Here is a 24,314-nt window from a genome sequence, read left to right on the forward strand (position 1 = left end):
TTCAATGATATATACAAAAAACATACTTCTAAGAACGTGTTTGCCTGGTGACAGGCAGTCCCGAGTACTCGGGATAACCAACTGAACTACCAGACCAATGATTTTATCCGCCTCAGGCGGACGCTGACAACAGTCAGCTTCAAACCTTGTTACATTGCTTTTTTATAGCGTGCTTTGGTTACCAAAACTTCTACTGAAGTGAAGGTGGGTGCAAATATACGTTGCTAAATGAATTCCACAAACAATTTTTTTAAAATTCCGTTAGGGTTATAGAAATTTCTGTCGCTCTATCATAAAGGTGTTTAATACCTTGGTAAACGGTTCTTTGATATCAACCTCTACATATTTTATGCTGTACTGTGCGCATTTTAATTTTAAATCCGCCAAATATTCACTGATTCCCTGTTCGTAAGCATCCTTTATGGTATCCGCATAAAGGTCTATATGACTTCCTGTTTCTACATCAATAAATCTTTTTGGTGTGTTCTCAAAGTTAAAATGCAATTCGGTTTCATTATCCAGTAAATGAAACAGTACAACTTCATGTTTGTTATATTTTAAATGGCGCAGGGCATCAAAAAGTTTTTCATCTGAAGCAGCTGTTTGAAACATATCGGTAAAAAGAAAAACAAGACTTCTCCTTTTAATCTTTTCTGCAATCTGATGCAAATAGGTATATATCCTGGACTGTTGTGCCGGTTTTGTATCAAGACTTATTTCACTGAGTTTTGCCAATAACATCTGATGTTGCCTTTCGCTCCCTTTCTCTGAGGCATAAAATGAGTAGGAATCCGAAAATACACTTAACCCGACAGCATCACGCTGTTTTTTCAGAATGTTCATTAAGGCCGCAATTGCCAATACGCCAAAACCTATTTTATTTAAATGACTTATAGAAAGTTTCTGAACTTCCGGATAATACATGGACGCTGAATTGTCCAAAATCATATGGCACCTCAGATTGGTTTCTTCTTCATATCTTTTAGTATAAAGCTTATCAGTCTTTGCAAACAACTTCCAGTCTATGTGCTTGGTGCTCTCTCCGGTATTGTATATTTTATGTTCCGCGAATTCTGCTGAAAAGCCGTGAAATGGGCTTTTATGAATTCCGCTGATAAAACCTTCAACAATTTGATTGGCCAATAATTCCAAATTTTGGAACAAAGGGGCTTTATGTAATTCTGAACGCAGATCCATAGTAGCAAGATAAACTAAAAAAGGTTTAGCAATTGCTAAACCTTTTTTAAAATACAAGTTTCTTTTTTTAATTAAAGAACCGCCTCAATAGCATCGGTATATACTTTCTTAGGGGATACACCAACCTGTCTGTTTACAATTTCACCGTCTTTAAATACAAGGACGGTTGGAATATTACGAACACCGTATTTAGCAGCAAATTCCTGATTGGAATCCACATCAACTTTTCCTACAATGGCTTTACCTTCATATTCAGTACTTACTTCATCTATAATAGGTCCTACCATTCTGCAAGGTCCGCACCATGCAGCCCAAAAATCCACCACTACGGGTTTATCACTTTTTAAAACTACTTCATCAAAAGTAGCATCTGTTATCTCTAAAGCCATATTGTTTTTATTTAGAATTATGCAAATTTAGTCAATTATTCCACTGTTTCATTACTTCAAGATCATTCATTTTTCTTATGCATTCATTGAAAAAGCTTATTTAATTCAATTTATAGTGTACCTCTTTTTCTTCTAAAGTATGCAAGAGCTCACTTGTAATCTCTACTTTTTGTTTTCTACTTGATAAGTTTACTTTTATTTCCTGTTTCATTTCGTAAACCACAAAATTAAGCGAGTGCTTCCCTTTATAGGAGATGAGTGTGTCCTTCAGATCATGAATAGCATTTTCTTTAAGCTGTGCGATATTTAATTTTATGGTCAATTTTTTTGCAAAGTTTTCCATGGTATCCTGCAGCAACATAAAATTGTTGTATTGCAGTCGTGGGTCTCCCTTTTTTCCCGTTTCCCTGTTGGTCCATCCTTCGCGTACAAATACTTTGACGTAAACAAAAGAATTGATCATAAGAAAGTGACGGAATTTTAAATATTCCTCGCCAAAAATCCGAAATTCAAAACTGTCTGTATAGTCCTCCATGGTAAACAGGGCCCATCCCTTTCCGTTTTTGGATACCCTATGCTGCACATCCGTGATTACGCCGGCAAATGAAAGCTCTCTGTTTACATACTCTTCCAAATTGTTAAAGCAGGAAACACTGGCATTACTGAAGGCATTGATCTCAGTTCTGAAGTCATCCAAAGGATGACCGGAAATATATATGCCTACTACTTCTTTTTCCCTTCTGAGCTTCTCCATAGTGCCCCATCCTTCACAAGGTGGTACCTGTGGTTCCGGGATCTGAACTTCACTGGTATCGCCAAACAAACTAACCTGCGAGGAGTTTTCGCTTTCCTGAAATTTAGCGCCATATTTTATGACCATTTCAAGAAATGTATTCCCATCTCCCTCCTTGTGAAAATATTGTGCTCTGTGCGTATCTCCAAATGAATCGAATCCCCCGGCAAGTGCAAGGTTTTCAAAAGCTTTCTTATTGGCTGCCCTTAAATCTATCCGCTTGGCTAAATCAAATACGGATTTATAAGGCCCGTTCTCTTTTCTATTTTCGACAATGGTCTCAACCGCTGAACGTCCTACCCCTTTAATAGCCCCCATGCCAAAGCGAACCGCATTATTTTTGTTCACCGCGAATTTATAATAGGACTCGTTAACATCAGGACCTAAAACCTCCAGACCCATTCGCTTACATTCTTCCATAAAGAACGTAACCTGCTTAATGTCGTTCATATTGTTGGACAATACAGCAGCCATATATTCCGCCGGATAATGCGCCTTTAGATAAGCCGTTTGATAGGCGATGTAAGCATAGCAGGTAGAATGACTTTTATTAAAAGCATAGGAGGCAAAAGCTTCCCAGTCTTTCCATATCTTCTCTAAAATTTCTCTGGGATGCCCATTCTTTTCACCTCCATCCAGAAATTGTGGTTTAAGTTTTTGAAGCAGGGAAAATATTTTTTTACCCATTGCCTTTCTCAGGATGTCTGCTTCACCCTTTGAGAAACCCGCCAGTTTTTGTGACAATAACATTACTTGCTCCTGATAGACTGTTATCCCGTAGGTTTCCTTTAAATTCTCCTCCATTTCGGGAAGGTCGTAGCTTATTTCTTCATCCCCATGCTTACGGGCAATAAAACTGGGGATATATTCCATAGGACCGGGCCTGTAGAGGGCATTCATCGCAATAAGATCATCAAAAACAGAAGGCTTCAGATCTTTAAGGTGTTTTTGCATCCCCACGGATTCATATTGAAATATCCCTACGGTATCTCCACGTTGAAATAGTTCATAAGTGTCCGGGTCATCCAAAGGAAATTCATCAGGAATTAATTCTACTCCGTGCCTGGCTTTTACAATTTTAACAGTATCCTTAATTAAGGTCAGGGTTTTAAGACCAAGGAAATCCATTTTCAGCAAGCCTGCATTTTCCACAACAGAATTGTCAAATTGGGTAACATAAAGGTCAGAATCCTTAGCGGTTGCCACAGGCACAAAATTTGTAATATCATCCGGAGTAATGATTACCCCACACGCATGGATACCTGTATTTCTCAAGGATCCTTCCAGGACACGAGCCATTTTTACTGTTTGGGCCTCCAGATCATCCCCTTCCGAAATATTAAGCAGGTTATTCACCTTTGCCAAGTCATCTGCCCTAAATTTCTTCTTAAGATCAGCCTCCGGAACCCCAAATATTTTGTTCAACTTAGACATATTGGGAATCAATTTCGCAATGCGATCTGCATCATTCAGGGGAAGGTCCAAAACCCTGGCTGTATCTCTGATAGAAGATTTTGCGGCCATAGTGCCGTAGGTAATTATTTGTGCTACCTGGTTGGCTCCGTATTTGTTAATGACATAATCCATTACTTTCCCACGACCTTCATCATCAAAATCTATATCGATATCTGGCATGGAAACCCGGTCCGGATTTAGAAATCTTTCAAAAAGAAGGTCATATTTCAATGGATCAATATTGGTAATCCAGAGGCAATAGGCCACTACTGAACCAGCGGCAGATCCTCTTCCTGGGCCAACAGAAACGCCCATGTTTCGGGCTTCCCTTATAAAATCCTCTACAATTAGAAAATAGCCCGGATAACCGGAATTCTCAACTGTTTTGAGTTCAAAATCAATACGTTCCCTAATTTCATCAGTAATCTCCCCGTATCTTTTAAGGGCTCCTTCATAGGTAATATGTCTGAGGTAAGCATTTTCACCGCGTTTTCCTCCATCTGCTTCATCCTCTTCTATCTTAAATTCATTCGGAATTTCGAATTGGGGTAACAGAACGTCCCTTGCCAGCTCAAAAGGTTCAACCTTATCTACTATTTCCTTAATATTTAGAATAGATTCTGGTAGGTCTTTAAACAATTCCTTCATCTCAGCAGCACTCTTAAAGTAGTACTCCTGGTTGGGAAGACCATATCTGTATCCACGGCCTCTGCCTATTGGGGTGGCCTGTTTTTCTCCATCTTTAACGCAAAGTAAAATATCATGCGCTTCAGCATCTTCTTTAGAACAGTAGTAGGTATTATTAGTAGCTACTAATTTTATTTCATGTTTTTTGGCAAAGTCAACCATTACTTTGTTAGCACGTTCTTCATCTTCCTGACCATGCCTCATTATTTCAAGATAGAAATCATCTTTAAATACAGATTTCCACCATAGCAGAGCTTCTTCTGCCTGATTTTCCCCAATGTTCAGTATTTTGGAAGCTACTTCACCATAAAGGTTTCCGCTGAGGACAATGATATCATCTTTGAATTGGGTGATAATATTTTTATCAATTCTGGGAACATAATAGAAACCATCAGTGTAAGCAAGAGAGGACATTTTTGCCAGATTGTGATAGCCATTTTTATTTTTGGCCAGCAAGACCATTTGATACCCATAATCCTTTACATTTTTATTGGTATGGTCTTCACAAACAAAAAATTCACAACCTATAATAGGTTTTATATAATTTCTTTGAACTTGGTCTTCATTCTCATTTTCGGTAGTTTCTTTTGCCAGTTTATTATGAGCATTCACTTCTTTAACAAAATGAAATGCTCCCATCATGTTGGCATGGTCGGTAAGAGCTACTGCAGACATTTGGTTTGCTGCGGCAGATGCAACCAAATCCTTAATTTTAATTGTTGATTGTAGTACCGAAAATTGAGAATGGTTATGTAAATGAATAAAATCAGCATCTTCCAGCGATTTTATATTTTGATTAAGGTCTTCTTCGGAAACGCCCGATACTTCCAGATTTTTAAGACGTTTGGCTATTTTTTCAGAGGCCTTCCTTAAGTTGATATGTTTTAATCCTATTAACTGGATTTCCTGAGGGTTAGCTTCCTTGAATTCCTCGAAATAGCCGGTACCTGCACCCAGTTGCTCTTTTGTGTACTGCTGTCGTCTTAATAGTTCCAAAAAACAACGGGTGGTTGCTTCCACATCGGCGGTGGCATTATGTGCCTCCGAAAAAGGGGTATTAAATAAATACTGATGCAGCTCGGTTAAGGTAGGGAGTTTAAACTTGCCGCCTCGTCCGCCTGGTAGCGCACATAGAGTGGCGGTATGTTCTGTGCAGGTGTCCAGGACGGGTAATTGCGCTAAATCACTTTTTATATTTGCCCTGTAAAATTCGGCCCCCATAATGTTGATGTCAAATCCTACATTCTGGCCAACCACGAATTTGGTTTTAGAAAGGGCATCATTAAATTTTTCCAATACTTCGGTCAGAGGTTTTCCATTTTCAAGTGCAAGTTCAGTGGAAATTCCATGAATTTTTTCGGCATCATAAGGAATATTGAACCCATCAGGTATTATCAGGTAATCCTGTTGATCTATTAAGTTTCCCAGTAGATCATGTAATTGCCAGGCAATTTGAATGCAACGGGGCCAATTATCAGTATCACTTACCGGAGCGTCCCATCTCTTTGGCAGGCCAGTAGTTTCAGTATCAAAAATGAGGTACATAGTAGTTAGGTATCAGCTTAAAAAAAAGTAGCTAAAAATAATCAAAAACAACATTTATAAAGAGCAGAGTTGTCACGAGTTATTAACGCCGGCACAGATATCATTTTTTAAGTTCTATTGAGTTACATATCTTTAATACATAAAGTTATAAGAAATGAATTTTAAGGTCAAATGTTTAGGTTTACAGTTAATATTGAGCATTTTGGTATGCTCAACAGTATTGCAAAAAACCTTCGGACAAGATAAGAAGCCACCCAATTTTATAATAATATTTGCAGACGATCTTGGTTATGGAGACCTGGGGGTTTATGGCCATCCTACTATACAAACACCCAACCTGGACCAAATGGCATACGAGGGACAAAAATGGACAAATTTCTACGCAGCCGCCAGTGTTTGCACTCCTAGCAGGGCCGCATTACTAACGGGAAGATTAACTGTAAGGAGTGGCATGTCTAGCCATAAAAGAAGAGTGCTTTATCCCAATTCTAAAAATGGGTTGCCTGCATCTGAAATCACTCTTGCCGAACAACTCAGGCAGGTTGGTTATAAAACAGCCTGCATAGGAAAATGGCATTTGGGGCATAAGGAACAATATCTCCCAACCAACAATGGTTTTGACTATTATTATGGGATTCCATATTCCAATGATATGGATAAGGTAGTAGATATTCCTTATTGGGAGTACTGGAACCAACCCGATGAGGCAATTAAAACAAATCATTTTAATGTTCCTCTAATGCGGAATACAGAGATCATAGAACGCCCTGCTAACCAAAATACAATTACTCTCAGATATACTAATGAAACTATTTCGTTTATAAAGAAAAACAAGGATAATCCATTCTTTATTTATTTGGCACATAACTTACCCCACATACCTTTATTTGTTTCAAAAGAATTCAGAGGTAAAAGCAAGCGAGGTTTATACGGCGATGTATTGGAAGAAATTGATCATGGGGTTGGAAAAATAATTGCCATTTTGAAGGAAGAAGGTCTCGAGAATAATACCATAGTGGTGTTTACTTCAGACAACGGGCCATGGTTAAGTTTTAAGCTTAATGGCGGTAGTGCCGGACTTTTAAGAGCCGGTAAAGGAACTACGTGGGAAGGGGGTATGAGGGAACCGGGAATATTCTGGGGACCTGGTTTAATTAAACCTGGATTGGTAAACGGCCTGGGCTCTACAATGGATCTATTTACGACATTTAGTCGTTTGGCTGGAGCCAAAATTCCTGAGGACAGAATTATTGACGGGTACGATTTAAGTGAAACTTTGCTGCATGGTAAACCTAGTCCCCGTAAGAAGCTTTTTTATTACAGGGGGACCGATATTTATGCCGTACGTTTAGGAGATTTCAAGGCGCATTTTATTACCCAGGGGGAATATGGTCAATTTGGTAAAAAAGAGGTACACGAACCTCCACTTCTTTATAATTTAAGTACTGATCCGGAAGAGCGATTCGATGTATCTAAAGAAAATCCGGATGTTATTAATGAGATTAATTCACTTATTTCCGACCACCGTTCTAAATTAGTAATTGGTGAGGATCAATTGGTAGAAATAGAATAAAAGGAATTCGTTTAAAAATATTGGTGGTTTATAGAAAACACGTATATTTGCAGCCCATTTACGGGAAAAATTAAAAGAATTAATAATCGAGGGTCGGGCACCCTACAAAATTAATGTGATATGCCAGTTAGAATTAGATTACAACGACACGGAAAAAAAGGGAAACCATTTTATTGGGTAGTAGCAGCAGATGTTCGCTCAAAAAGAGATGGGAAGTTTCTTGAAAAGTTAGGGATATACAACCCCAACACCAATCCGGCAACAATTGAATTAAACGTAGATAACTCGGTTCAGTGGTTAGTCAATGGGGCACAACCTTCAGATACCGCCAGAAGAATATTATCCTATAAAGGGGTAATGTACAAGCATCATTTGTTGGGAGGCGTCCGAAAAGGAGCACTAACTGAAGAACAGGCAGAAGAAAAATTCAATGCTTGGGTTGCAGAAAAAGAGAAAGCTATTGCCAAGAAAACGGCCGGTTTAGATAAAGAAAAGGCTGATGCAAAAGCGAAGGCATTAGAAGCTGAGAAAGAGATAAATGAAAAAAGAGCTATGGCCGCTGCCGAAGTAGCTACTGAAGAAGCAGAAATAGCTGAGTCGCCTATTGAGGTTACAGAAGAAGGCGGTGCTCAAGAATCGGTTGTCGAAGAGGTTGTTGAAGAAGTTAAGACAGAAGAAGCTGCACCTGCTAAGGCAGAAGAAGTTGTTGAAGAAGTTAAGACAGAAGAAGCTGCACCTGCTAAGGCAGAAGAAGTTGTTGAGGAAGCCAAGACGGAAGAAGCTGCACCTGCTAAAGCAGAAGAAGTTGCTGAAGAAGTAAAGGCAGAAGAACCTGAAACAGCCGCTGAGAAGAAGGAAGAAAAAGAGTAGTTGATAGGAACATTATGCAAAAGGAAGATTGTTTCTACCTGGGCAAAATAGTTTCAAAACATAGTTTTAAGGGGGAGGTACTTGTAAAGCTCGATACCGATGAACCCGGGATATACGAAAACATGGAATCAGTTTTTGTTTCAATAGGAAACAACCTGGTTCCATTTTTTATTGAGAAGTGTTACCTCCATAGATCAAATCTGTTGCGCATTCGTTTTGAAGATGTTTCCACTGAACAGGATGCAGACAGGATTATGGGTTCCCATTTATATCTTCCTTTGGAATTTCTTCCTAAACTTTCCGGTAACAAATTCTATTACCATGAGATTATCGGGTTCCAGGTCATGGATAAGGATCATGGCTATATTGGAATTATTAAAGGAGTAAATGATTCTGTTTCCCAGGCACTCCTTGAAGTAGAAAAGGACAGCAAACAGTTACTGATACCGGTGGCTGATAATATTATTGATAAAGTTGACAGGGACAATAAAACCCTTTATGTAACTACCCCTGAAGGACTGGTGGACCTTTATCTTAATGAATAAAAATTAATTATATTAAGCCCAACTTACAAGTATTTTGCAATACTTTACAAAACAGCTTGTTGAAAAACTCGCCTTATCAATGATTCGTAGCCTATCATTATTTATCCTGATCATTCTACTGACCAGCTGTAAAACTAAAACAGAAGAGATTGATTCGAAGGAGCTAATACCTCCAAATGTAGTCTTAATTTTTACTGATGATCAGGGTTATCAGGACGTCGGTGTATTTGGAGCTGATGACATCCTAACACCAAACCTTGATCGCATGGCTGGTGAAGGCGTGCTATTGACCAGTTTTTATGCTGCTCAGGCAGTTTGTTCAGCCTCAAGAGCTGGTTTATTAACTGGTTGTTACCCTAATCGAATTGGGATTCACAATGCTTTTATGCCTGATAGTAAAATTGGACTGCATCCGTCTGAAACCACTATCGCGGAAATGCTCAAAAAAAAGGGATATAAAACTGGGATTTTTGGGAAATGGCATTTAGGGGATCACCCCGATTTTTTACCTACTAATCATGGCTTTGACGAGTATTTTGGAATTCCATATTCTAACGACATGTGGCCTTTTCACCCGCAACAGGGTCCTGTTTTTAATTTTGGACCATTGCCCTTATATGAAAATGAACGGGTTGTGGATACTTTAACTGACCAGTCTCAATTAACTACTCAAATTACCGAGCGAAGTATAGAATTTATAAACCGAAATAAAGATCGCCCCTTCTTTCTTTATGTTCCTCATCCGCAACCTCACGTGCCTTTGTTTGTATCGGATAAGTTCCGGGGAAAGTCCGGCAGGGGTTTATATGGCGATGTCATCATGGAGATCGATTGGTCTGTTGGGGAAATTTTGGAAGCTTTAAAAGCTAATAATCTCACCGATAATACAATTGTAATTTTCACCTCGGATAATGGACCCTGGTTGTCGTACGGGAATCATGCAGGTAGTGCTTTACCATTTCGTGAAGGTAAAGGAACAGCCTGGGAAGGGGGCCACAGGGAACCTTTTATCATAAGATACCCTGAAGGTTTAAAAGGAGAACGTACTATTGATACTCCTGTTATGGCCATAGATATTCTACCCACCATAGCCGAACTAACCGGATCGGATTTACCAGTTCATACCATTGATGGGAAAAGTGTTTTAAAATTATTAAAAGGCAAGACTAAAGAGAGTCCTCAGGAGGCCTATTATTTTTATTACAGGGTAAACGAACTTCACGGTGTCAGATATGGCAAATGGAAACTTTATTTTCCCCATAATTACAGGACTATGGAAGGTCAGCAACCGGGCAAAGATGGTCTTCCCGGCAATTACATACACTTAGACGTAAAAGAAATTGAGCTCTATGATCTTTCTAATGATTTGGGAGAAACCACTAATGTAGCCAGTGATTATCCGGAGGTTGTAGAAAAAATAAAACAACTGGCTAATGCTATGCGATATAAATTGGGGGATTCATTAATGGAATTGGAAGGCACTGAAAACAGACCTGTGGGTACTATAGAATGAATAAGACGTTTAAATTCAAACAATTTACGGTTCATCAGGATCGCTGTGCTATGAAAATAGGTACCGATGGGGTTTTATTAGGTGCCTGGGCCAGCAATGCTCATATGCCGGAATCAATACTTGATATTGGTGCAGGCACGGGAATCATTGGGTTAATGCTGGCTCAAAGATCTAATGCCGAAACCATTGATGCCCTTGAAATAAATGAAGATGCGTTTGAACAATGTATGGAAAACTTTGAGGCTTCACCATGGCCAGACAGGTTGTTTTGTTACCACGCCTCTCTTGATGAATTTGTTGAGGAGGTTGAAGATAAATATGACCTGATTGTTTCTAATCCGCCTTTTTATTCTGAAGGGGTTACCAGCGGTGATAGTTCACGCGATATAGCCAGGCAGAATAACTCTCTTCCATTTGACCGACTTATAAAAGGAGTGTCTGAAATGCTTACTGAGAAGGGCATCTTTGCGCTTATAATTCCAATTAAAGAGGAAACCCGAGTACTCCGGGAAGCACTAAAATATGGGCTTTACCCCGCACGTCTGCTACGTGTAAAAGGTCATCCGGATTCAGAGGTAAAAAGAAGCCTTATGGAATTCCATTTTAAAAATACCGAGCCTTTAACTAATGAATTGATTATTGAAAAATCGAGGCACCAGTATACCCAAGACTATATAAATCTGACCAAAGAATTCTACCTCAAGATGTGAGGTTTATTCCATTCTTTGAATTGGCCGGGTAAGGCATGTAGGACCTCCTCCACCTTTTAAACTGATTTCCTCTCCCTTATAAGTAAAAACAGCACAATCTGCATCTTTTAATAGCTTTTCTGTATGTGGGTTGCCTTTTACCATAATGCATTTTCTGGGCGCAACGGCCAAAACATTGCAGCCCATAGATTCAAATTCGTTTTCCGGAACCTCTATCAGGGTAAAACCTCTCTGGCGTAGCATATTTCTAAATGATATGGGCATCAGTGGAGAATAAACAACAGCAAGATCTTTATCAACCGGACTTAGGATCGACATTAAATGAAAGACATCTGAAGGGCCCTTATAATGAGGAAGATCTGCTACCAATACTTCAATTTTATAAGGAGCCAGTAATTCTTTTAACTGAGCGATTCCGGCCAGATTTGTTCGATAGGTATGCCCGACAGCCAGGGTATTTTTATCTAACCATGCAACATCCCCACCTTCTAGAGTGCCCGGATTTTTTATTGTTCCAAGAATTGGAATATTATTTGCCGCAAAAAATTCTTTTTGGGCTGCAGGTTCCTTTTTTCTTGCGCCTTTCCCCATATTACACATAATCATACCATAATCTGTAGCAATTGAGGCATCTCTGCAATAAATAGCATCTGAGGTAAGCTTCGAATCGATGGGTAATATCATCATATCCGACTTTGCCTGGTCTAACAACGAAATAAAGCCTTCATACTCTTTTTGAGCCTCCTTGAAATCAGGCTGTGAAAGATAATTTAGAGATTTCCATTCTTCTGCAAGTTTTTTTGTGTTGATAAATGCGTTTGCCACTGGTTTTATACAAACCCGGGAAAGTCTGTGATATTCGGAATGACAGGTATAAATCATTGGATTATTTTTATAATTAAGTGGTGTCTTTATTTCTCCACTTTACAAAAACATAAAATGGTATTCCAACCATCAATAATATAAATCCCCAAAAAACAGCTTTTTCCCCTGCTCCGAAAATAGCCCAAAGGGAGAAGGAAAAAGCCAAACTTCCCGTTCCATATATTCCCAACCATGGTTGGTTAGGCAATTTTTTCTCTAAAAGGATACTCACATAGGCTGCGGCAGTAAAGAGATAGGGAACTAAAGCCGTTAAGGTGCCGAGCAAAATTAAAAACTTGAATTGCTCTACCAGACCTTCTGTGTAATTCATTAGCATTACCCCCGAAGCTAAGGCACTGCCTATGACCATTCCATAAACAGGTACACCATGCTTGTTTTCCTTCTTAAAAATTCCTGGAAATAGTTTGTCTTTTGCGGTCGCCCTCGGTAATTGACCAACTATTAATATCCATCCGTTAAGGGCTCCAAAAGCGGCAATTGCTGCGCCAAAAGCAACCAACCCACGCCCAAATTTTCCGGTTAATATCCCCATGGCATCAGCAAAAGGTGCTGGTGACACCGCAAGTTCCTCAAGGGGAACCATCCCCATGACCACCACTGTTCCCAATATATAAACCACAGTAACTATGATTGTTCCTAACATCGTGGCTCTGGGAATAGTTTTTCCGGGGTCCTTTACATTATCTGCAGGAATAGTTGCACTCTCAAACCCCAAAAAAGCATAAAGTGTCATGGTTGAAGTTATGGCTATCGCTTCAAAATTTGATGAATCACTGACATTGAAGGGTGTAAAGTTTTCAATATTAATAAAGAAAAACCCCCCAATAATAATTATTAATAAAGGGGTCAGTTTCAGTATTGTCGTTACAACCTGTATTTTTCCCGATTCTCTCACTCCTCTTGAATTTATCCAGGTTAGTAACCAAATAGTACTTAGTCCGGTTAAGACCGCAGCTAGGGAATTTTCTTCAAAAACGGGAAACAAGACTGTTAAGGCACTTACAAAGGCAATTGCTATTACTGCCAAGGCCACCCAAATGGAAATCCAATATCCCCAGGCCACTAAAAATCCCGCGAAGTCCCCGAAACCAGCCCTTGTATATGCGTAGGGACCGCCACTTTTGTTGAGGAATAACTTGCTGAGCTTACTGAAAACGACAGCCAGGACAAGAGCACCCAATGAAGAAGCCATCCATCCGATAATACTAATCCCTCCAAAGGCTGCAAGGGCAGCAGGCATTAAAAAAACACCGGCACCAATCATGTTGCCAATCACCAGGGAAGTGCTCATCCATAACCCTAGTTTTTTTTTATTCTTGCTTTGGTTCATTCGTTTTGGTTGGTTCTGAAAAGAATTATATATTTTTAAATGTACAAATTAAATAACTCGTGACTGAAAAATTTAAAATCGACCCGGATATCGCTAAGGCAGAAACTTTACCGGCCCATTTTTATCGAACTCCGGAAGTTTTTATGGCCGTTAAGGATCGGGTATTTTATCGTTCCTGGCAATGGATAGGTCATAAAGGTCTAGTAGATATTACAAGCAATGCCTACCCATTTATTTTGCTCGATAGCTTTTTAACCGAACCTATGCTTTTAACGCAGGATAGGGAAGGGCAAATAAACTGTCTCAGCAATGTATGTACACATCGTGGGAATTTGGTTATTGATAGTACGAAAAAAGTTAAAAAACTCATCTGTGGTTACCATGGGAGAAGCTTTAATCTTCAAGGTGAAATGCAGCATATGCCTGAATTTGAAGAGGCTGAGAATTTTCCCAGATCATGTGACAATCTGTACAGTTTTCCTTTAAGGCATTGGGGTCCCTTTTTATTTGTTGGACTCAATCCTGCATTTGAGATACAAAGGGTCTTGAACGCTATGAACGAAAGAGTTGGATTTTTACCATTACATGAGTTTGTCTTAAATGTAAAACGAAGTAAAGACTATTTAATTGATGCCAATTGGGCGCTGTATTGTGACAACTATTTAGAAGGCTTTCACATCCCTTTTGTACACGAAGATTTGAATGCAGTTTTAGATTACGGAAATTATGATACCATTCTGTATGATCATATGAGCCTTCAAATTGGATATGCCGAAGGTACCGAGGAGATCTTTGATCTTCCGGAAAATCATCCGGATGCAGGTAAGAAGATTGCGGCGTACTATTATTGGATATTTCCAAATATGATGTTTAATTTCTATCCCTGGGGGGTTTCGGTAAATTTGGTTCAACCGCTCGAAATTAACAAAACCAAAGTGTCTTTTTATAGTTATGTTTATGACCCTGCCAAACTTGGTAAAGGTGCTGGTTCCGGTCTGGATAATGTAGAAATGGAAGATGAGGCCGTGGTGGAAGGTGTACAAAAAGGGATTCGATCACAATTTTATAAGACCGGCAGATTTTCACCTACACGTGAAAAGGGAGTACATCATTTTCATCGACTTTTAGCAGAATTTATTAATTCATAATTCTTTTTTATCCTACTATATAGTGTTATAAAATGTCGGCTATTCGCATTGGTTTGTTATATTCCTTTAATTACCTTTGACAAAAAATTTTACGAATGAGGCCAGACTTATTTGAAGCACCGGATTACTACAATCTAGACGAACTTTTAAGCGATGAACACAAGTTAGTGCGCGATGCTGCTCGGCAGTGGGTGAAACGCGATATTTCTCCTATCATTGAAGATTTTGCACAAAAGGCGGAATTTCCAGATCAAATTGTAGGCGGACTTGCAGAGATTGGTGCCTTTGGGCCGTATATACCTGTGGAGTATGGAGGGGCTGGTCTAGATCAGATAAGCTACGGACTTATTATGCAGGAAATTGAACGTGGAGATAGTGGTGTTCGTTCTACTGCCTCAGTACAATCTTCCCTGGTAATGTATCCAATTTTTGCATATGGAACGGAAGATCAAAGGAAGAAGTACTTACCTAAATTGGCCACCGGAGAATATATGGGTTGTTTTGGTCTTACAGAACCTGATCATGGATCTAATCCTAGTGGGATGGTGACCAATTTTAAGGACAAAGGCGATCATTTTTTATTAAATGGAGCCAAGCTTTGGATTTCAAATTCACCATTTGCTGATATTGCTGTAGTTTGGGCTAAAAATGAAGAAGGAAGAATTCACGGATTAATTGTGGAAAGGGGAATGGAGGGATTTTCAACTCCGGAAACCCATAATAAATGGTCCCTCAGGGCTTCGGCAACCGGGGAACTGATTTTTGATAATGTTAAAGTTCCAAAGGAAAACCTACTGCCGGGCAAAAATGGACTGGGTGCTCCTTTAGGTTGTCTGGATTCTGCCCGATATGGCATAGCATGGGGTGCGATTGGAGCGGCCATGGATTGTTACGATACAGCGCTTCGTTACGCAAAGGAACGAGTCCAATTTGGAAAACCCATTGCGGCAACTCAATTGCAGCAGAAGAAATTGGCGGAGATGATTACTGAAATCACCAAGGCGCAACTCCTGGCATTCCGACTGGGGCAATTAAAAAATGAAGGAAAAGCTACGACTGCTCAAATTTCTATGGCCAAACGTAACAATGTTGAAATGGCTATAAAAATAGCAAGGGAAGCAAGACAAGTTCTTGGTGGAATGGGTATTACGGGAGAATATAGTATCATGCGTCATATGATGAACCTCGAAAGTGTAATCACTTATGAAGGGACACACGATATTCATTTACTAATTACTGGTGCCGATATTACAGGTCATAGCGCCTTTAAGTAATTCCTGACTTCAGATTCTCTTTTTTATCGCCTCTTGCATATATTCCATTTGCTCTATGGCTTTTTTGGTAAAAGCAAACAGACTTAGGCATCTATCCAGATTCTGAGTTTCATAAGTTACTTTATAGTAGATATTTCCTTTTAAATAGTCTGTTAACGCCCTGATTCCGTGTATAAAAGGCATGAACTTTACACCAAAGGCCAAATGCTGAATTTCTGCCTCAGTCAGGAAATCTGAGTTAGTGCTGAGCCCATCAATAAAAGCTTCAAAGAGCCTTTTGTTAAATGTTATTTTACTGAGGTCTTTTTCATCTTCATCTGCAGTATTGACTATGGTGCGCACTGCATCACCAAAATCAAAATGGAAATATCCTTTCATCAAGGTGTCTAAATCAATAAGGCATAGTGCGCGTTTATTTTCTTTATCAAAAAGAATATTATTTAATTTGGTATCATTATGACATATTCTGAGTGGCAATTTACCAGGGTCATAAAAACGAAATTCCTCAAGGGTGCTTTTTGCAAAAAGAATGGCCTTTTGGGCCTCTGTTAATTTTTCTGAGCTGGCACCTGCCAGGGCTTCTTTAAACTCCTGTTTCCTCAAAGTAAGGTCGTGAAATCCGGGTATGGTGTCTTCGAAGCTATCTAATGGCGCTTCTTGCAACAGGGAGTGAAATTTTGCGATGATTTTACCTGCTTCTAATGCAATGTTTTCGTCCTGAGTGGTATTAAAAGCAATGCTATTTGGGACCATTGTCAGCATTCGCCAGTACTCACTATTGTTCGTTTTCAAATAAGGCTGGTCATCAGTAGTCTTTATAAGGGATATTCCGTAGTAATTTTTGTCGTTTAAATAGGGAAGGGCATGATCAATGTTCTGCATTAATACATCAATATTGCTAAAAACCTTTGTATTAAGACGCTGCAATATATAAGAAGGTACACCATCATGCAGGAGCGTAAAAGTATCATTGATATACCCCTGTCTTAAAGGTTGTATGGTATAGTCTTTTGGCTCAATGGAAAAATGGGTCAATACAGCACTTGGACTATTGCTTTCCATTTCTCTTTAATCTATGTAGATTAATTTGGCCATAGTGGCGAACTGTATGCCCCGGTATTGGTCATGTCTAATAACTCTTTCATGGCTTTTTCCTTATCATCAGCATAGGTTATTCCAAACCACTTACTATCTGAAGGTATTACAGCGACATTAACTTTATTTTGTTCTAACATTTTCTGAATAACAAAAGGAATATATACTTCACCTCCTGCAATGTTGTCCTCATTCTCAAGAAAAATACGTATATCCTGCTCAATATGGTCAAAAATAGAAGGATTACAAACCCAAAAATTCATACTAACCAATTCATCCCCGGTAAATTCAATTCCCGAATCTGTGTCGATGAGGCCTCCGTTAGCTTTTTGAATTTTTGTGCGTTCCACTACCGAGTGTAATTTATTTCCATCCCTTTTACAAACCCCCCTGGAAACGGAACCATATTCTGAAAGGGTATCCTCAAGTGTATAAGCAACCAGGGCATATTCATCTTTGTTATCTCTTGTTTTGATAAAATTGGACGCATTTCTATAAGCTCCTTTGCCATAGTAATCATCCGCATTTATTATAGCAAATGGAGTTTTAATGACATGTCTTGCAGTCCAAACAGCATGGGCAGTTCCCCAGGGTTTACTTCTTTCCCCTTTATAGCCTGTACCTTCCGGCAGGTCCGTTAGCTCTTGCGAAAGGACATCGATCTTTACATCCTTTGGTAATTTTGGGGTCAGGTAATCCTTTAAATAATCAACATTGTCCTTTTGGGTGATTACAACAATATGATTGAAACCATGCTCCAATGCGTCATAAATACTGAATTCCATAAGAAATTCATCTTTGGGCCCCAAGCCATCGAATTGTTTAAGTTTTCCATAACGGCTACCTCTTCCGGCTGCCATAAGTAAAAGAGTCATATATCTGATATTATGGCCGCAAAAATAAGTTTTTATACGTGAAATAGTAAATGGGATCATAATTTTACCTAAAATTAAAACTGATTTATGTCATATTATATTGAACTTAAATCAAATAGATTTGTTTAAAACACTTTATTGATGTCCAACTTAGTGCGCAAATACAATATCCCAGGTCCCCGTTATACGAGTTATCCTACAGTTCCCTATTGGAATATGGAAACCTTTTCCGGAAAGCAATGGAAAGCTACAATAAAGCGAAGTTTTTTTGAAAGTAATGCTAAAGAAGGAATCAGCCTTTATATCCATTTGCCATTTTGTGAACAGATGTGTACGTTTTGTGGTTGTCACAAACGCATTACAAAAAGGCATGAAGTAGAAAAGCCCTATATAAATTCCATATTAAAAGAGTGGAGCTTGTATTGTGCGCTTTTTGAGGCCAGGCCCAAAATTAAAGAATTACATTTGGGAGGAGGCACCCCGACTTTCTTTTCTGCCGAGCACCTAAAAAGATTAATCAATGGCATATTCAGGTTTGCGGATAAAGCGGAAAACTATGAATTCAGTTTTGAAGGTCATCCCAACAATACAACAAAGATACATTTACAGACTTTATTCGATCTTGGGTTTAGAAGGGTGAGTTTTGGTGTACAGGATTACAACGATACTGTACAAAAGGCAATCCATCGTATCCAGCCTTTTGAAAAAGTCAGGGATGTTACCGAATGGGCGCGCGAAATTGGTTATACCTCTATTGGTCACGATTTAATTTTCGGACTTCCACATCAGACCCGGGAACACATAAAGGATACCATCTTAAAAACAAAATCACTTTTGCCAGATCGTTTGGCACTTTACAGTTATGCTCATGTACCCTGGCTTAAGGGTAACGGGCAAAGAGGGTACAGGGATAGTGATCTCCCAACAGCAGAGGAAAAGCGGTTGCAGTATGAAAGTGCAAAGGAATTATTGGCACAGGTAGGTTACCATGAAATTGGGATGGATCATTTTGCTATGGAAAGTGATTCTTTGTATATAGCCATGGTGACCGGAGAACTGCATAGAAATTTTATGGGATATACCGCTTCCAAAACACAGCTGATGATCGGTCTCGGTGTTTCCAGTATAGGCGATAGCTGGTATAGTTTTGCTCAGAACGTAAAAAGTCTTGAGGAATATGAACACCTTGTGGCAAATAATATTATCCCAATATACAGGGGGCATATTTTAACTGATGAAGATCAAATCATAAGAAGGCATATATTGAATTTAATGTGTAGCTTTGAGACTGGTTGGGATGCAAAAAACGAAAAATTTGAATTTTTAGAAGAGGTTATATCCAGACTACGGGAAATGGAAAAAGACGAATTAGTCGAAATTGACGTTAATAGTGTTAGAGTTACTGAAAAGGGACGACCCTTTATAAGAAATATATGTATGGCATTTGATTTGTTATTACATAGGAAGGCGCCTCAAACCAGGCTGTTTTCCATGACCATTTAATAGTGTTTAATTTACCTTAAAACTAAGATCATGAAAACAATTATAGTACCTATCGACTTTTCTGAGCAATCTGAATTTGCCTTAAAAGCTGCAGCTTCCCTGTCTAAAAAACACGGGTCAGAGATCATTGCACTACATATGCTAGAATTAAATGAAGCAATGATTTCATCTTCAGAAGGGTTTCATCCTGAACAAACAGTCTTTCTTATTAAAATGGCCGAAAAACGCATTTCTGAGTTCCTGGATAAACCTTATTTAAAAGGAGTTAAGAAGGTAACTCCCATTATTAAGCATTTTAAAGTGTTTAGTGAAGTCAATGATGTTGCGGCAAAACATGGTGCTGACATGATCATTATGGGATCTCATGGGAGCGATGGTCTTAAGGAAATATTCGTAGGTTCCAATGCCGAAAAAGTAGTTAGAAATTCGGATATTCCGGTTCTTGTTATTAAAGATGAAATGGAAGATTTTAAGGCTGAAAATTTTGTATTTGCCTGTGCATTTAAAGACGAAAGCCTTATTGCATTTAAAAAAGCCAAGGATTTCGCAGACAAATTATCAGCAAAACTGCATTTGGTCTATATAAATACTCCCGGAGATAATTTTCTAAGTACTCAGGATGCCTACGAAAAAGTAAACAAGTATTTGCAAAAAGCTGGTGCCGGTAAAGAAGTAAATATCTACAATGATTATAGTGTAGAAAAGGGGGTTTTAAATTTTAGTGAAAGTATCAAAGCCGATGTAATAGGAATCCCTACGCATGGCAGAAAAGGGCTATCACATTTCTTTATGGGCAGTATTGGAGAGGATATTACCAATCATTCTAAAATTCCTGTAATAACATTCAAATTATAGTTTTAGGTTAACGTTTTAGTTGATAGTTAAGGGAGAATCTTATTTGGATTCTCCCTTATTTATTTTTAAGCATTGGAAACAACTTTTGCAGTTCCTCATCTGTAGGTTGCTTACCGTATTCACAAATTTCAAAACTCTCTACATGCTTTACTTGTGAAGCTTTATCACCATACCATTTTTTAAGAGATGCCATAGTTGCGCTCTTCGGGGCAGAGGTGCGCCAGTTAGCGAGCATTTCCAAACGTTCTTTTTCCCCTTCAGGCACCTTATCAAGATTCCCTGAAGTCCATGGGAGCCATTCAAAGAATTGCGATTCATGTGCGGCCATAGCATAAATCTTCTGATCAAAAACAGAATCAATATTTATAACAATATCCGGATTAAAAGGGTTTGGACGAACAAAACTATCTTCAGAATATAGAAAGACAGGGTTCTTCTTTAGTGGTGGCGTATCTGCCGCTACGTTAGGGACGATGACCATATAAGCCGCATCCTGAATCAAAATTCCTGTATAACGGTGATCGGGGTGGTAATCATTTGGCCTGGGAGCTATTACCACATCCGCATTCCAATTTCGAATCTCACGGATTACCTTTAGCCTGTTTTCCAGGGTAGGCATAAGTTCTCCGTCATGATTATCCAAAACTGTATATTCAACACCAAATCGTTTACCTGCTTCTTTTGCCTCGGCAATCCTTATTTTGGCCAATGCGCCACCCCCTTTATTATAGTGCCCTGCATCCCCATTGGTAAGGGAAACAAATTTCACTTTATGGCCCATTTTTGCCAATAGTATAGCGGTTCCTCCGGCATCTATATCACAATCATCCGGGTGTGCTCCAAAAACAATTACATTTATCGGATCAGTCTGGGAAGTACCGAATTGTACACAGAAAGCAATAAAGAAACAGAGAATCAGATTTTTCATGATTTATGAGTTAGATTAATTGCATGGTATTTGGATCCCAGTCAATAGATTTATTCTTATAATAACTTTCATTGGCCAAAAGGGCTGCTCCCGCTGCCCTTAGTCCAAAATTCGGATCCTGAATTATTGTGCCCTTACCACGGATAGCCTGGAAGAAGTTATAGAAATGGTCATAATGTCCGCCTTTATAATCATCAGGAGCTTCCCAAATAGTTTCCCCTATATTCAATTCAGATTTTCTGCTAGTCAGGTTCTTAGTAGCGTATTCTGCCTTGATTTTAGCTTGAGTCGCCTCTGTATAGGCAATCATAGAATAGCTACCTGGTGCCATTCCTAATTTGGAACGTTTGAGTTTTACAGAGTTGTAGCCTATTTCCATTACACCTTCAGTTCCTATTAACCTGAAACCACCACCACCTCCGGATCCGGCAATAAAATTCACCCTGAATGAGGCATTAAAAGCAGCATGAGTCTCAGTTTTAGGATAATCATAAAATGTTAAGGTGACGTCCGGCACATCGCGTCCATCTTTCCAATAGCGCAATCCGCCTGTAGACAATGCTCTCGAGGGGCCATTGGAACTTATTATATAATTTAGTGTTGAAAAAGCATGCACAAACAGGTCACCGGCTACACCTGTTCCATAATCCCGGTAATTCCGCCACCTGAAAAAGCGGGTAGTATCAAATGGAACTTTTGGAGCGTTCCCCAGGAAAGTATCAAAATCTACCGTAGCAGGATCGGCATCCGGTGGTATGGGGTATTGCCATGCACCTTCAGAAGAATAACGATCGTTATACATATCCAGCATAACAAGGTCCCCAATAGCACCATCCTCATAAAGTAACCTCGCTTTTTCGTTACCTAAAGATGACATCCCCTGACTACCTATCTGGCATAACATACCAGTGTTTTTTTGAACTTTGATTATTTCATGACCTTCTGTAAAATTTTGAACCATGGGTTTTTCACAGTAAACGGCTTTCCCCGCTTGCATAGCTTCAATAGTGATTTTTTTATGCCAATGATCAGGAACTGCAACAATAACGGCATCCACGTCACGACGGTTAAGGATCTCACGATAATCCCTGGTAACAGCAATATCACTACCCCAAAGTTCCTTTGCCCTGTCTAGCCTCCCCACGTATAGATCACAAGCGGCTACAAGTTTCACACCCTGTACTTTCAGCGCTGAGGTGGTATCGTATATTCCCTGTATACCGGATCCTATTAATGCCAGATTTACCTGATCATTTACAGCATAGGAATTTTCTTTATAGGTTCTGTTGAGTACTAGTTTTTGTTGATAGGAAGAGGCTAAAATTTGTGGTGCTGCGGAAATTGCTGCTGCCCCCAAGCCTGCTCGTTTTAAAAAGACTCTTCGTGATTGATTCTTTTTCATGATAGAGAATATGGTTATGATGTTCTGTTTAAAGAAGCTTAAATTACGTTTTTTTAGGAAGTACTCCAAGCACAGAATTAGACGGGCAGAAAAACCTTGTTTAGTTCTAAATCCTTTGAAAGATCATATATAGTTGTACTTTCCAGGAGAGCAATCATTTTTGATCTTGAAGGACTTATTAAACTATGAATGGGACAAGGTTTATGTTCATTGCAGTCATCCAAACCGAGGAAACAGGATTCCAACTTTTTTTCCCCATCAATTACCTCAACAACTTCTAATAGGGTTACATTTTTATTTGATGGATTACTGTAAAATCCCCCTTTAGGTCCTTTAGCCGACGAGATAATTTTACGCTTGGCTAGTCCTTGTAACAATTTGGCCATATATGCTTTCGGAACATTAATTCTTTCACTGATATCTTTAGCCAGCATTTTATTATTTACATCTGTATGCAAGGCTAGATATATAACTGCTTTTAGGGCGTATTTCGATGAATTTGAAAGCATTTATTGGAGTGTAAGAATCAAATACAATATTAAAAAGACATATTTATCTTTTATATGATTAATATCATGTTTTTTCATTGCTTTCAAAGCTATTTTTGACCATTAAATTAAACAATAATTCGAATGAGACAACTAATTAAGACTACCGTATTCCTTCTCACTTTACTCTTGCTGAGTTGTGGAGGTAAAGAAGAAAAGAAAAAAGAAGGTTTTAGTGTTACCAGACAAAAGACTGAAACAGAGACAACAGCGACCACACCAGATACTGAAGTGACCAAAGCTTCAGAGCGAATAGATTTAACCAACAAAGGTATAGGACCTGTGACTTCAGTAAACCTGGATGCTGAAATTGATCAGGAAATGGCAAATAAAGGAAAAGAAGTATACGACCAAATGTGTTTGGCATGTCATAGAATCGGCAAAAAATTTATTGGTCCGGCCCCCAATGGTATCCTCGAAAGGCGTACGCCGGAATGGGTTATGAATATGATTCTCAACCCTGAACAGATGGTGAAAGAAGACCCATTAGCCAAAGATTTGTTGGTAGAGTTCAATGGATCACCGATGGCTAATCAAGGTCTTACCGAAGATCAGGCACGTGCTATCGTAGAGTATTTTAGAACCTTATAACATAATAAACAATCATATGAAAACAAGAATTATTTTAAGACTATTAGTGGGTTCATTTTTTATGCTGACTTTAATTGTTGGCTGTAAAAATGAAGCTAAAACCGAAACTGATACTTCTGCCACATCTCAGTCTGATGCGCAAACCAAGGAATCTGGTCAGGCATTTATAGAAGATGATGGATCAACACCTAACGTATTGCAGATTGCCATTGGTTCTCCGGATCACACAACCCTAGTTGCTGCCGTGCAGGCTGCTGACCTTGAAAATGCTTTGGTAAATGCCGGTCCTTTAATGGTATTCGCACCTACCAATGCAGCTTTTGATGCACTTCCTGAAGGAACGGTAGACAATTTATTAAAGCCGGAAAATAAAGATGCTCTGGCGAATATTTTAAAATATCATGTGACGCCTGGAAATTATTCCAAAGATTTTCTGAAGAAGTTTAAAAAATTAGGACAGGCTAACGATCAAAATGTGATGATTGAAGTAGAAGGAGATGATGTTTTTGTAGGAGGTGCAAAAATTATCGGAAGTGTAAAAGCAGGAAATGGAATTGTACATGTGGTAGATAAGGTAATGTTGCCACCGGAAGAATAAGACAT

Annotated in this window: 21 protein-coding genes; 11 read left to right on the forward strand and 10 right to left on the reverse strand. The window is 39.0% G+C overall.

All coding sequences use genetic code 11. The features are described 5' to 3' along the window. Positions 1-267: 267 nt before the first annotated feature. From Q0X77_RS05875 to dnaE, 3 genes are all read right to left on the reverse strand, one after another. A complete protein-coding gene (locus Q0X77_RS05875; protein ID WP_297794454.1) occupies positions 268-1,197 on the reverse strand; it encodes a DUF58 domain-containing protein in 930 nt (309 codons plus the stop codon). A 71-nt stretch (positions 1,198-1,268) separates the two neighbouring features. Continuing rightward, a complete protein-coding gene (gene trxA / locus Q0X77_RS05880) occupies positions 1,269-1,586 on the reverse strand; it encodes a thioredoxin (protein ID WP_297794457.1) in 318 nt (105 codons plus the stop codon). 100 nt (positions 1,587-1,686) lie between these two features. Continuing rightward, complete coding sequence (dnaE, locus tag Q0X77_RS05885; RefSeq protein ID WP_297794461.1) at positions 1,687-6,066, reverse strand: DNA polymerase III subunit alpha; 4,380 nt, start codon at positions 6,064-6,066, stop codon at positions 1,687-1,689. Positions 6,067-6,220: 154 nt separating this feature from the next. Here dnaE and Q0X77_RS05890 point away from each other — a divergent pair, with 154 nt between their 5' ends. From Q0X77_RS05890 to Q0X77_RS05910, 5 genes are all read left to right on the forward strand, one after another. Continuing rightward, positions 6,221-7,639 (forward strand): sulfatase, encoded by a 1,419-nt coding sequence (locus Q0X77_RS05890; protein ID WP_297794463.1) that lies wholly within the window; start codon positions 6,221-6,223, stop codon positions 7,637-7,639. Between the two features lie 120 nt (positions 7,640-7,759). Beyond that, positions 7,760-8,509, forward strand: a complete 750-nt coding sequence (locus tag Q0X77_RS05895) for a 30S ribosomal protein S16 (RefSeq protein WP_297794466.1) — start codon at positions 7,760-7,762, stop codon at positions 8,507-8,509. Positions 8,510-8,523: 14 nt separating this feature from the next. Beyond that, entirely contained in the window at positions 8,524-9,054 is a 531-nt protein-coding gene (gene rimM, locus Q0X77_RS05900; protein WP_297794468.1) for a ribosome maturation factor RimM, read from the forward strand. Positions 9,055-9,133: 79 nt separating this feature from the next. Continuing rightward, entirely contained in the window at positions 9,134-10,567 is a 1,434-nt protein-coding gene (locus tag Q0X77_RS05905) for a sulfatase (protein WP_297794471.1), read from the forward strand. Next, entirely contained in the window at positions 10,564-11,277 is a 714-nt protein-coding gene (locus Q0X77_RS05910) for a methyltransferase (RefSeq protein ID WP_297794474.1), read from the forward strand. Before Q0X77_RS05905 ends, Q0X77_RS05910 begins: the two co-directional genes overlap by 4 nt. A gap of 3 nt (positions 11,278-11,280) precedes the next feature. On the opposite strand, the gene Q0X77_RS05915 is transcribed toward Q0X77_RS05910, so the two are convergent. Together Q0X77_RS05915 and Q0X77_RS05920 are read right to left on the reverse strand one after the other, a co-directional pair. Further along, positions 11,281-12,159, reverse strand: coding sequence for a dimethylarginine dimethylaminohydrolase family protein (locus tag Q0X77_RS05915; RefSeq protein WP_297794477.1), 879 nt, complete (start codon positions 12,157-12,159; stop codon positions 11,281-11,283). 16 nt (positions 12,160-12,175) lie between these two features. Continuing rightward, the gene (locus Q0X77_RS05920) at positions 12,176-13,492 is read right to left on the reverse strand and encodes an amino acid permease (RefSeq protein ID WP_297794479.1); all 1,317 of its coding nucleotides are present in this window, start codon (positions 13,490-13,492) and stop codon (positions 12,176-12,178) included. A 59-nt stretch (positions 13,493-13,551) separates the two neighbouring features. On the opposite strand from Q0X77_RS05920, the gene Q0X77_RS05925 reads away from it, so the two are divergent. Both Q0X77_RS05925 and Q0X77_RS05930 read left to right on the forward strand, forming a co-directional pair. After that, complete coding sequence (locus tag Q0X77_RS05925) at positions 13,552-14,640, forward strand: SRPBCC family protein (protein WP_297794482.1); 1,089 nt, start codon at positions 13,552-13,554, stop codon at positions 14,638-14,640. A 95-nt stretch (positions 14,641-14,735) separates the two neighbouring features. Next, positions 14,736-15,914: an acyl-CoA dehydrogenase family protein gene (locus tag Q0X77_RS05930; RefSeq protein ID WP_297794485.1), complete on the forward strand. Its 1,179-nt coding sequence runs from the start codon at positions 14,736-14,738 to the stop codon at positions 15,912-15,914. Positions 15,915-15,923: 9 nt separating this feature from the next. Here Q0X77_RS05930 and Q0X77_RS05935 read toward each other — a convergent pair whose 3' ends face one another. Further along, a complete protein-coding gene (locus tag Q0X77_RS05935; protein ID WP_297794488.1) occupies positions 15,924-16,976 on the reverse strand; it encodes an aminoglycoside phosphotransferase family protein in 1,053 nt (350 codons plus the stop codon). A 20-nt stretch (positions 16,977-16,996) separates the two neighbouring features. Next, a complete protein-coding gene (locus Q0X77_RS05940; protein WP_297794491.1) occupies positions 16,997-17,884 on the reverse strand; it encodes a sugar phosphate nucleotidyltransferase in 888 nt (295 codons plus the stop codon). Positions 17,885-18,025: 141 nt separating this feature from the next. Between Q0X77_RS05940 and hemN the strand changes: the two genes are divergently transcribed. Next, positions 18,026-19,387 carry an oxygen-independent coproporphyrinogen III oxidase gene (gene hemN, locus Q0X77_RS05945; RefSeq protein WP_297794494.1) on the forward strand — a complete coding sequence of 454 codons (1,362 nt, stop codon included), beginning with the start codon at positions 18,026-18,028 and terminating at the stop codon, positions 19,385-19,387. A gap of 30 nt (positions 19,388-19,417) precedes the next feature. Next, the gene (locus Q0X77_RS05950; RefSeq protein WP_297794497.1) at positions 19,418-20,242 is read left to right on the forward strand and encodes a universal stress protein; all 825 of its coding nucleotides are present in this window, start codon (positions 19,418-19,420) and stop codon (positions 20,240-20,242) included. Between the two features lie 55 nt (positions 20,243-20,297). On the opposite strand, the gene Q0X77_RS05955 is transcribed toward Q0X77_RS05950, so the two are convergent. The 3 genes from Q0X77_RS05955 to Q0X77_RS05965 all read right to left on the reverse strand — a co-directional run bounded on the left by Q0X77_RS05955 (position 20,298) and on the right by Q0X77_RS05965 (position 23,081). Beyond that, positions 20,298-21,170: a PIG-L family deacetylase gene (locus Q0X77_RS05955; RefSeq protein ID WP_297794500.1), complete on the reverse strand. Its 873-nt coding sequence runs from the start codon at positions 21,168-21,170 to the stop codon at positions 20,298-20,300. 10 nt (positions 21,171-21,180) lie between these two features. Then, positions 21,181-22,572: a Gfo/Idh/MocA family oxidoreductase gene (locus Q0X77_RS05960; RefSeq protein ID WP_297794502.1), complete on the reverse strand. Its 1,392-nt coding sequence runs from the start codon at positions 22,570-22,572 to the stop codon at positions 21,181-21,183. 77 nt (positions 22,573-22,649) lie between these two features. After that, positions 22,650-23,081 (reverse strand): Rrf2 family transcriptional regulator, encoded by a 432-nt coding sequence (locus tag Q0X77_RS05965; RefSeq protein ID WP_297794504.1) that lies wholly within the window; start codon positions 23,079-23,081, stop codon positions 22,650-22,652. Between the two features lie 123 nt (positions 23,082-23,204). Between Q0X77_RS05965 and Q0X77_RS05970 the strand changes: the two genes are divergently transcribed. Next, the gene (locus Q0X77_RS05970) at positions 23,205-23,711 is read left to right on the forward strand and encodes a cytochrome c (protein ID WP_297794506.1); all 507 of its coding nucleotides are present in this window, start codon (positions 23,205-23,207) and stop codon (positions 23,709-23,711) included. A 16-nt stretch (positions 23,712-23,727) separates the two neighbouring features. Beyond that, on the forward strand, positions 23,728-24,309 hold the full coding sequence (locus tag Q0X77_RS05975) for a fasciclin domain-containing protein (RefSeq protein ID WP_297794509.1): 582 nt from the start codon (positions 23,728-23,730) through the stop codon (positions 24,307-24,309). Positions 24,310-24,314: the final 5 nt, after the last annotated feature.

This window comes from uncultured Eudoraea sp. (assembly GCF_947258925.1).
In the GTDB taxonomy this organism is placed as follows: Bacteria; Bacteroidota; Bacteroidia; order Flavobacteriales; family Flavobacteriaceae; genus Eudoraea.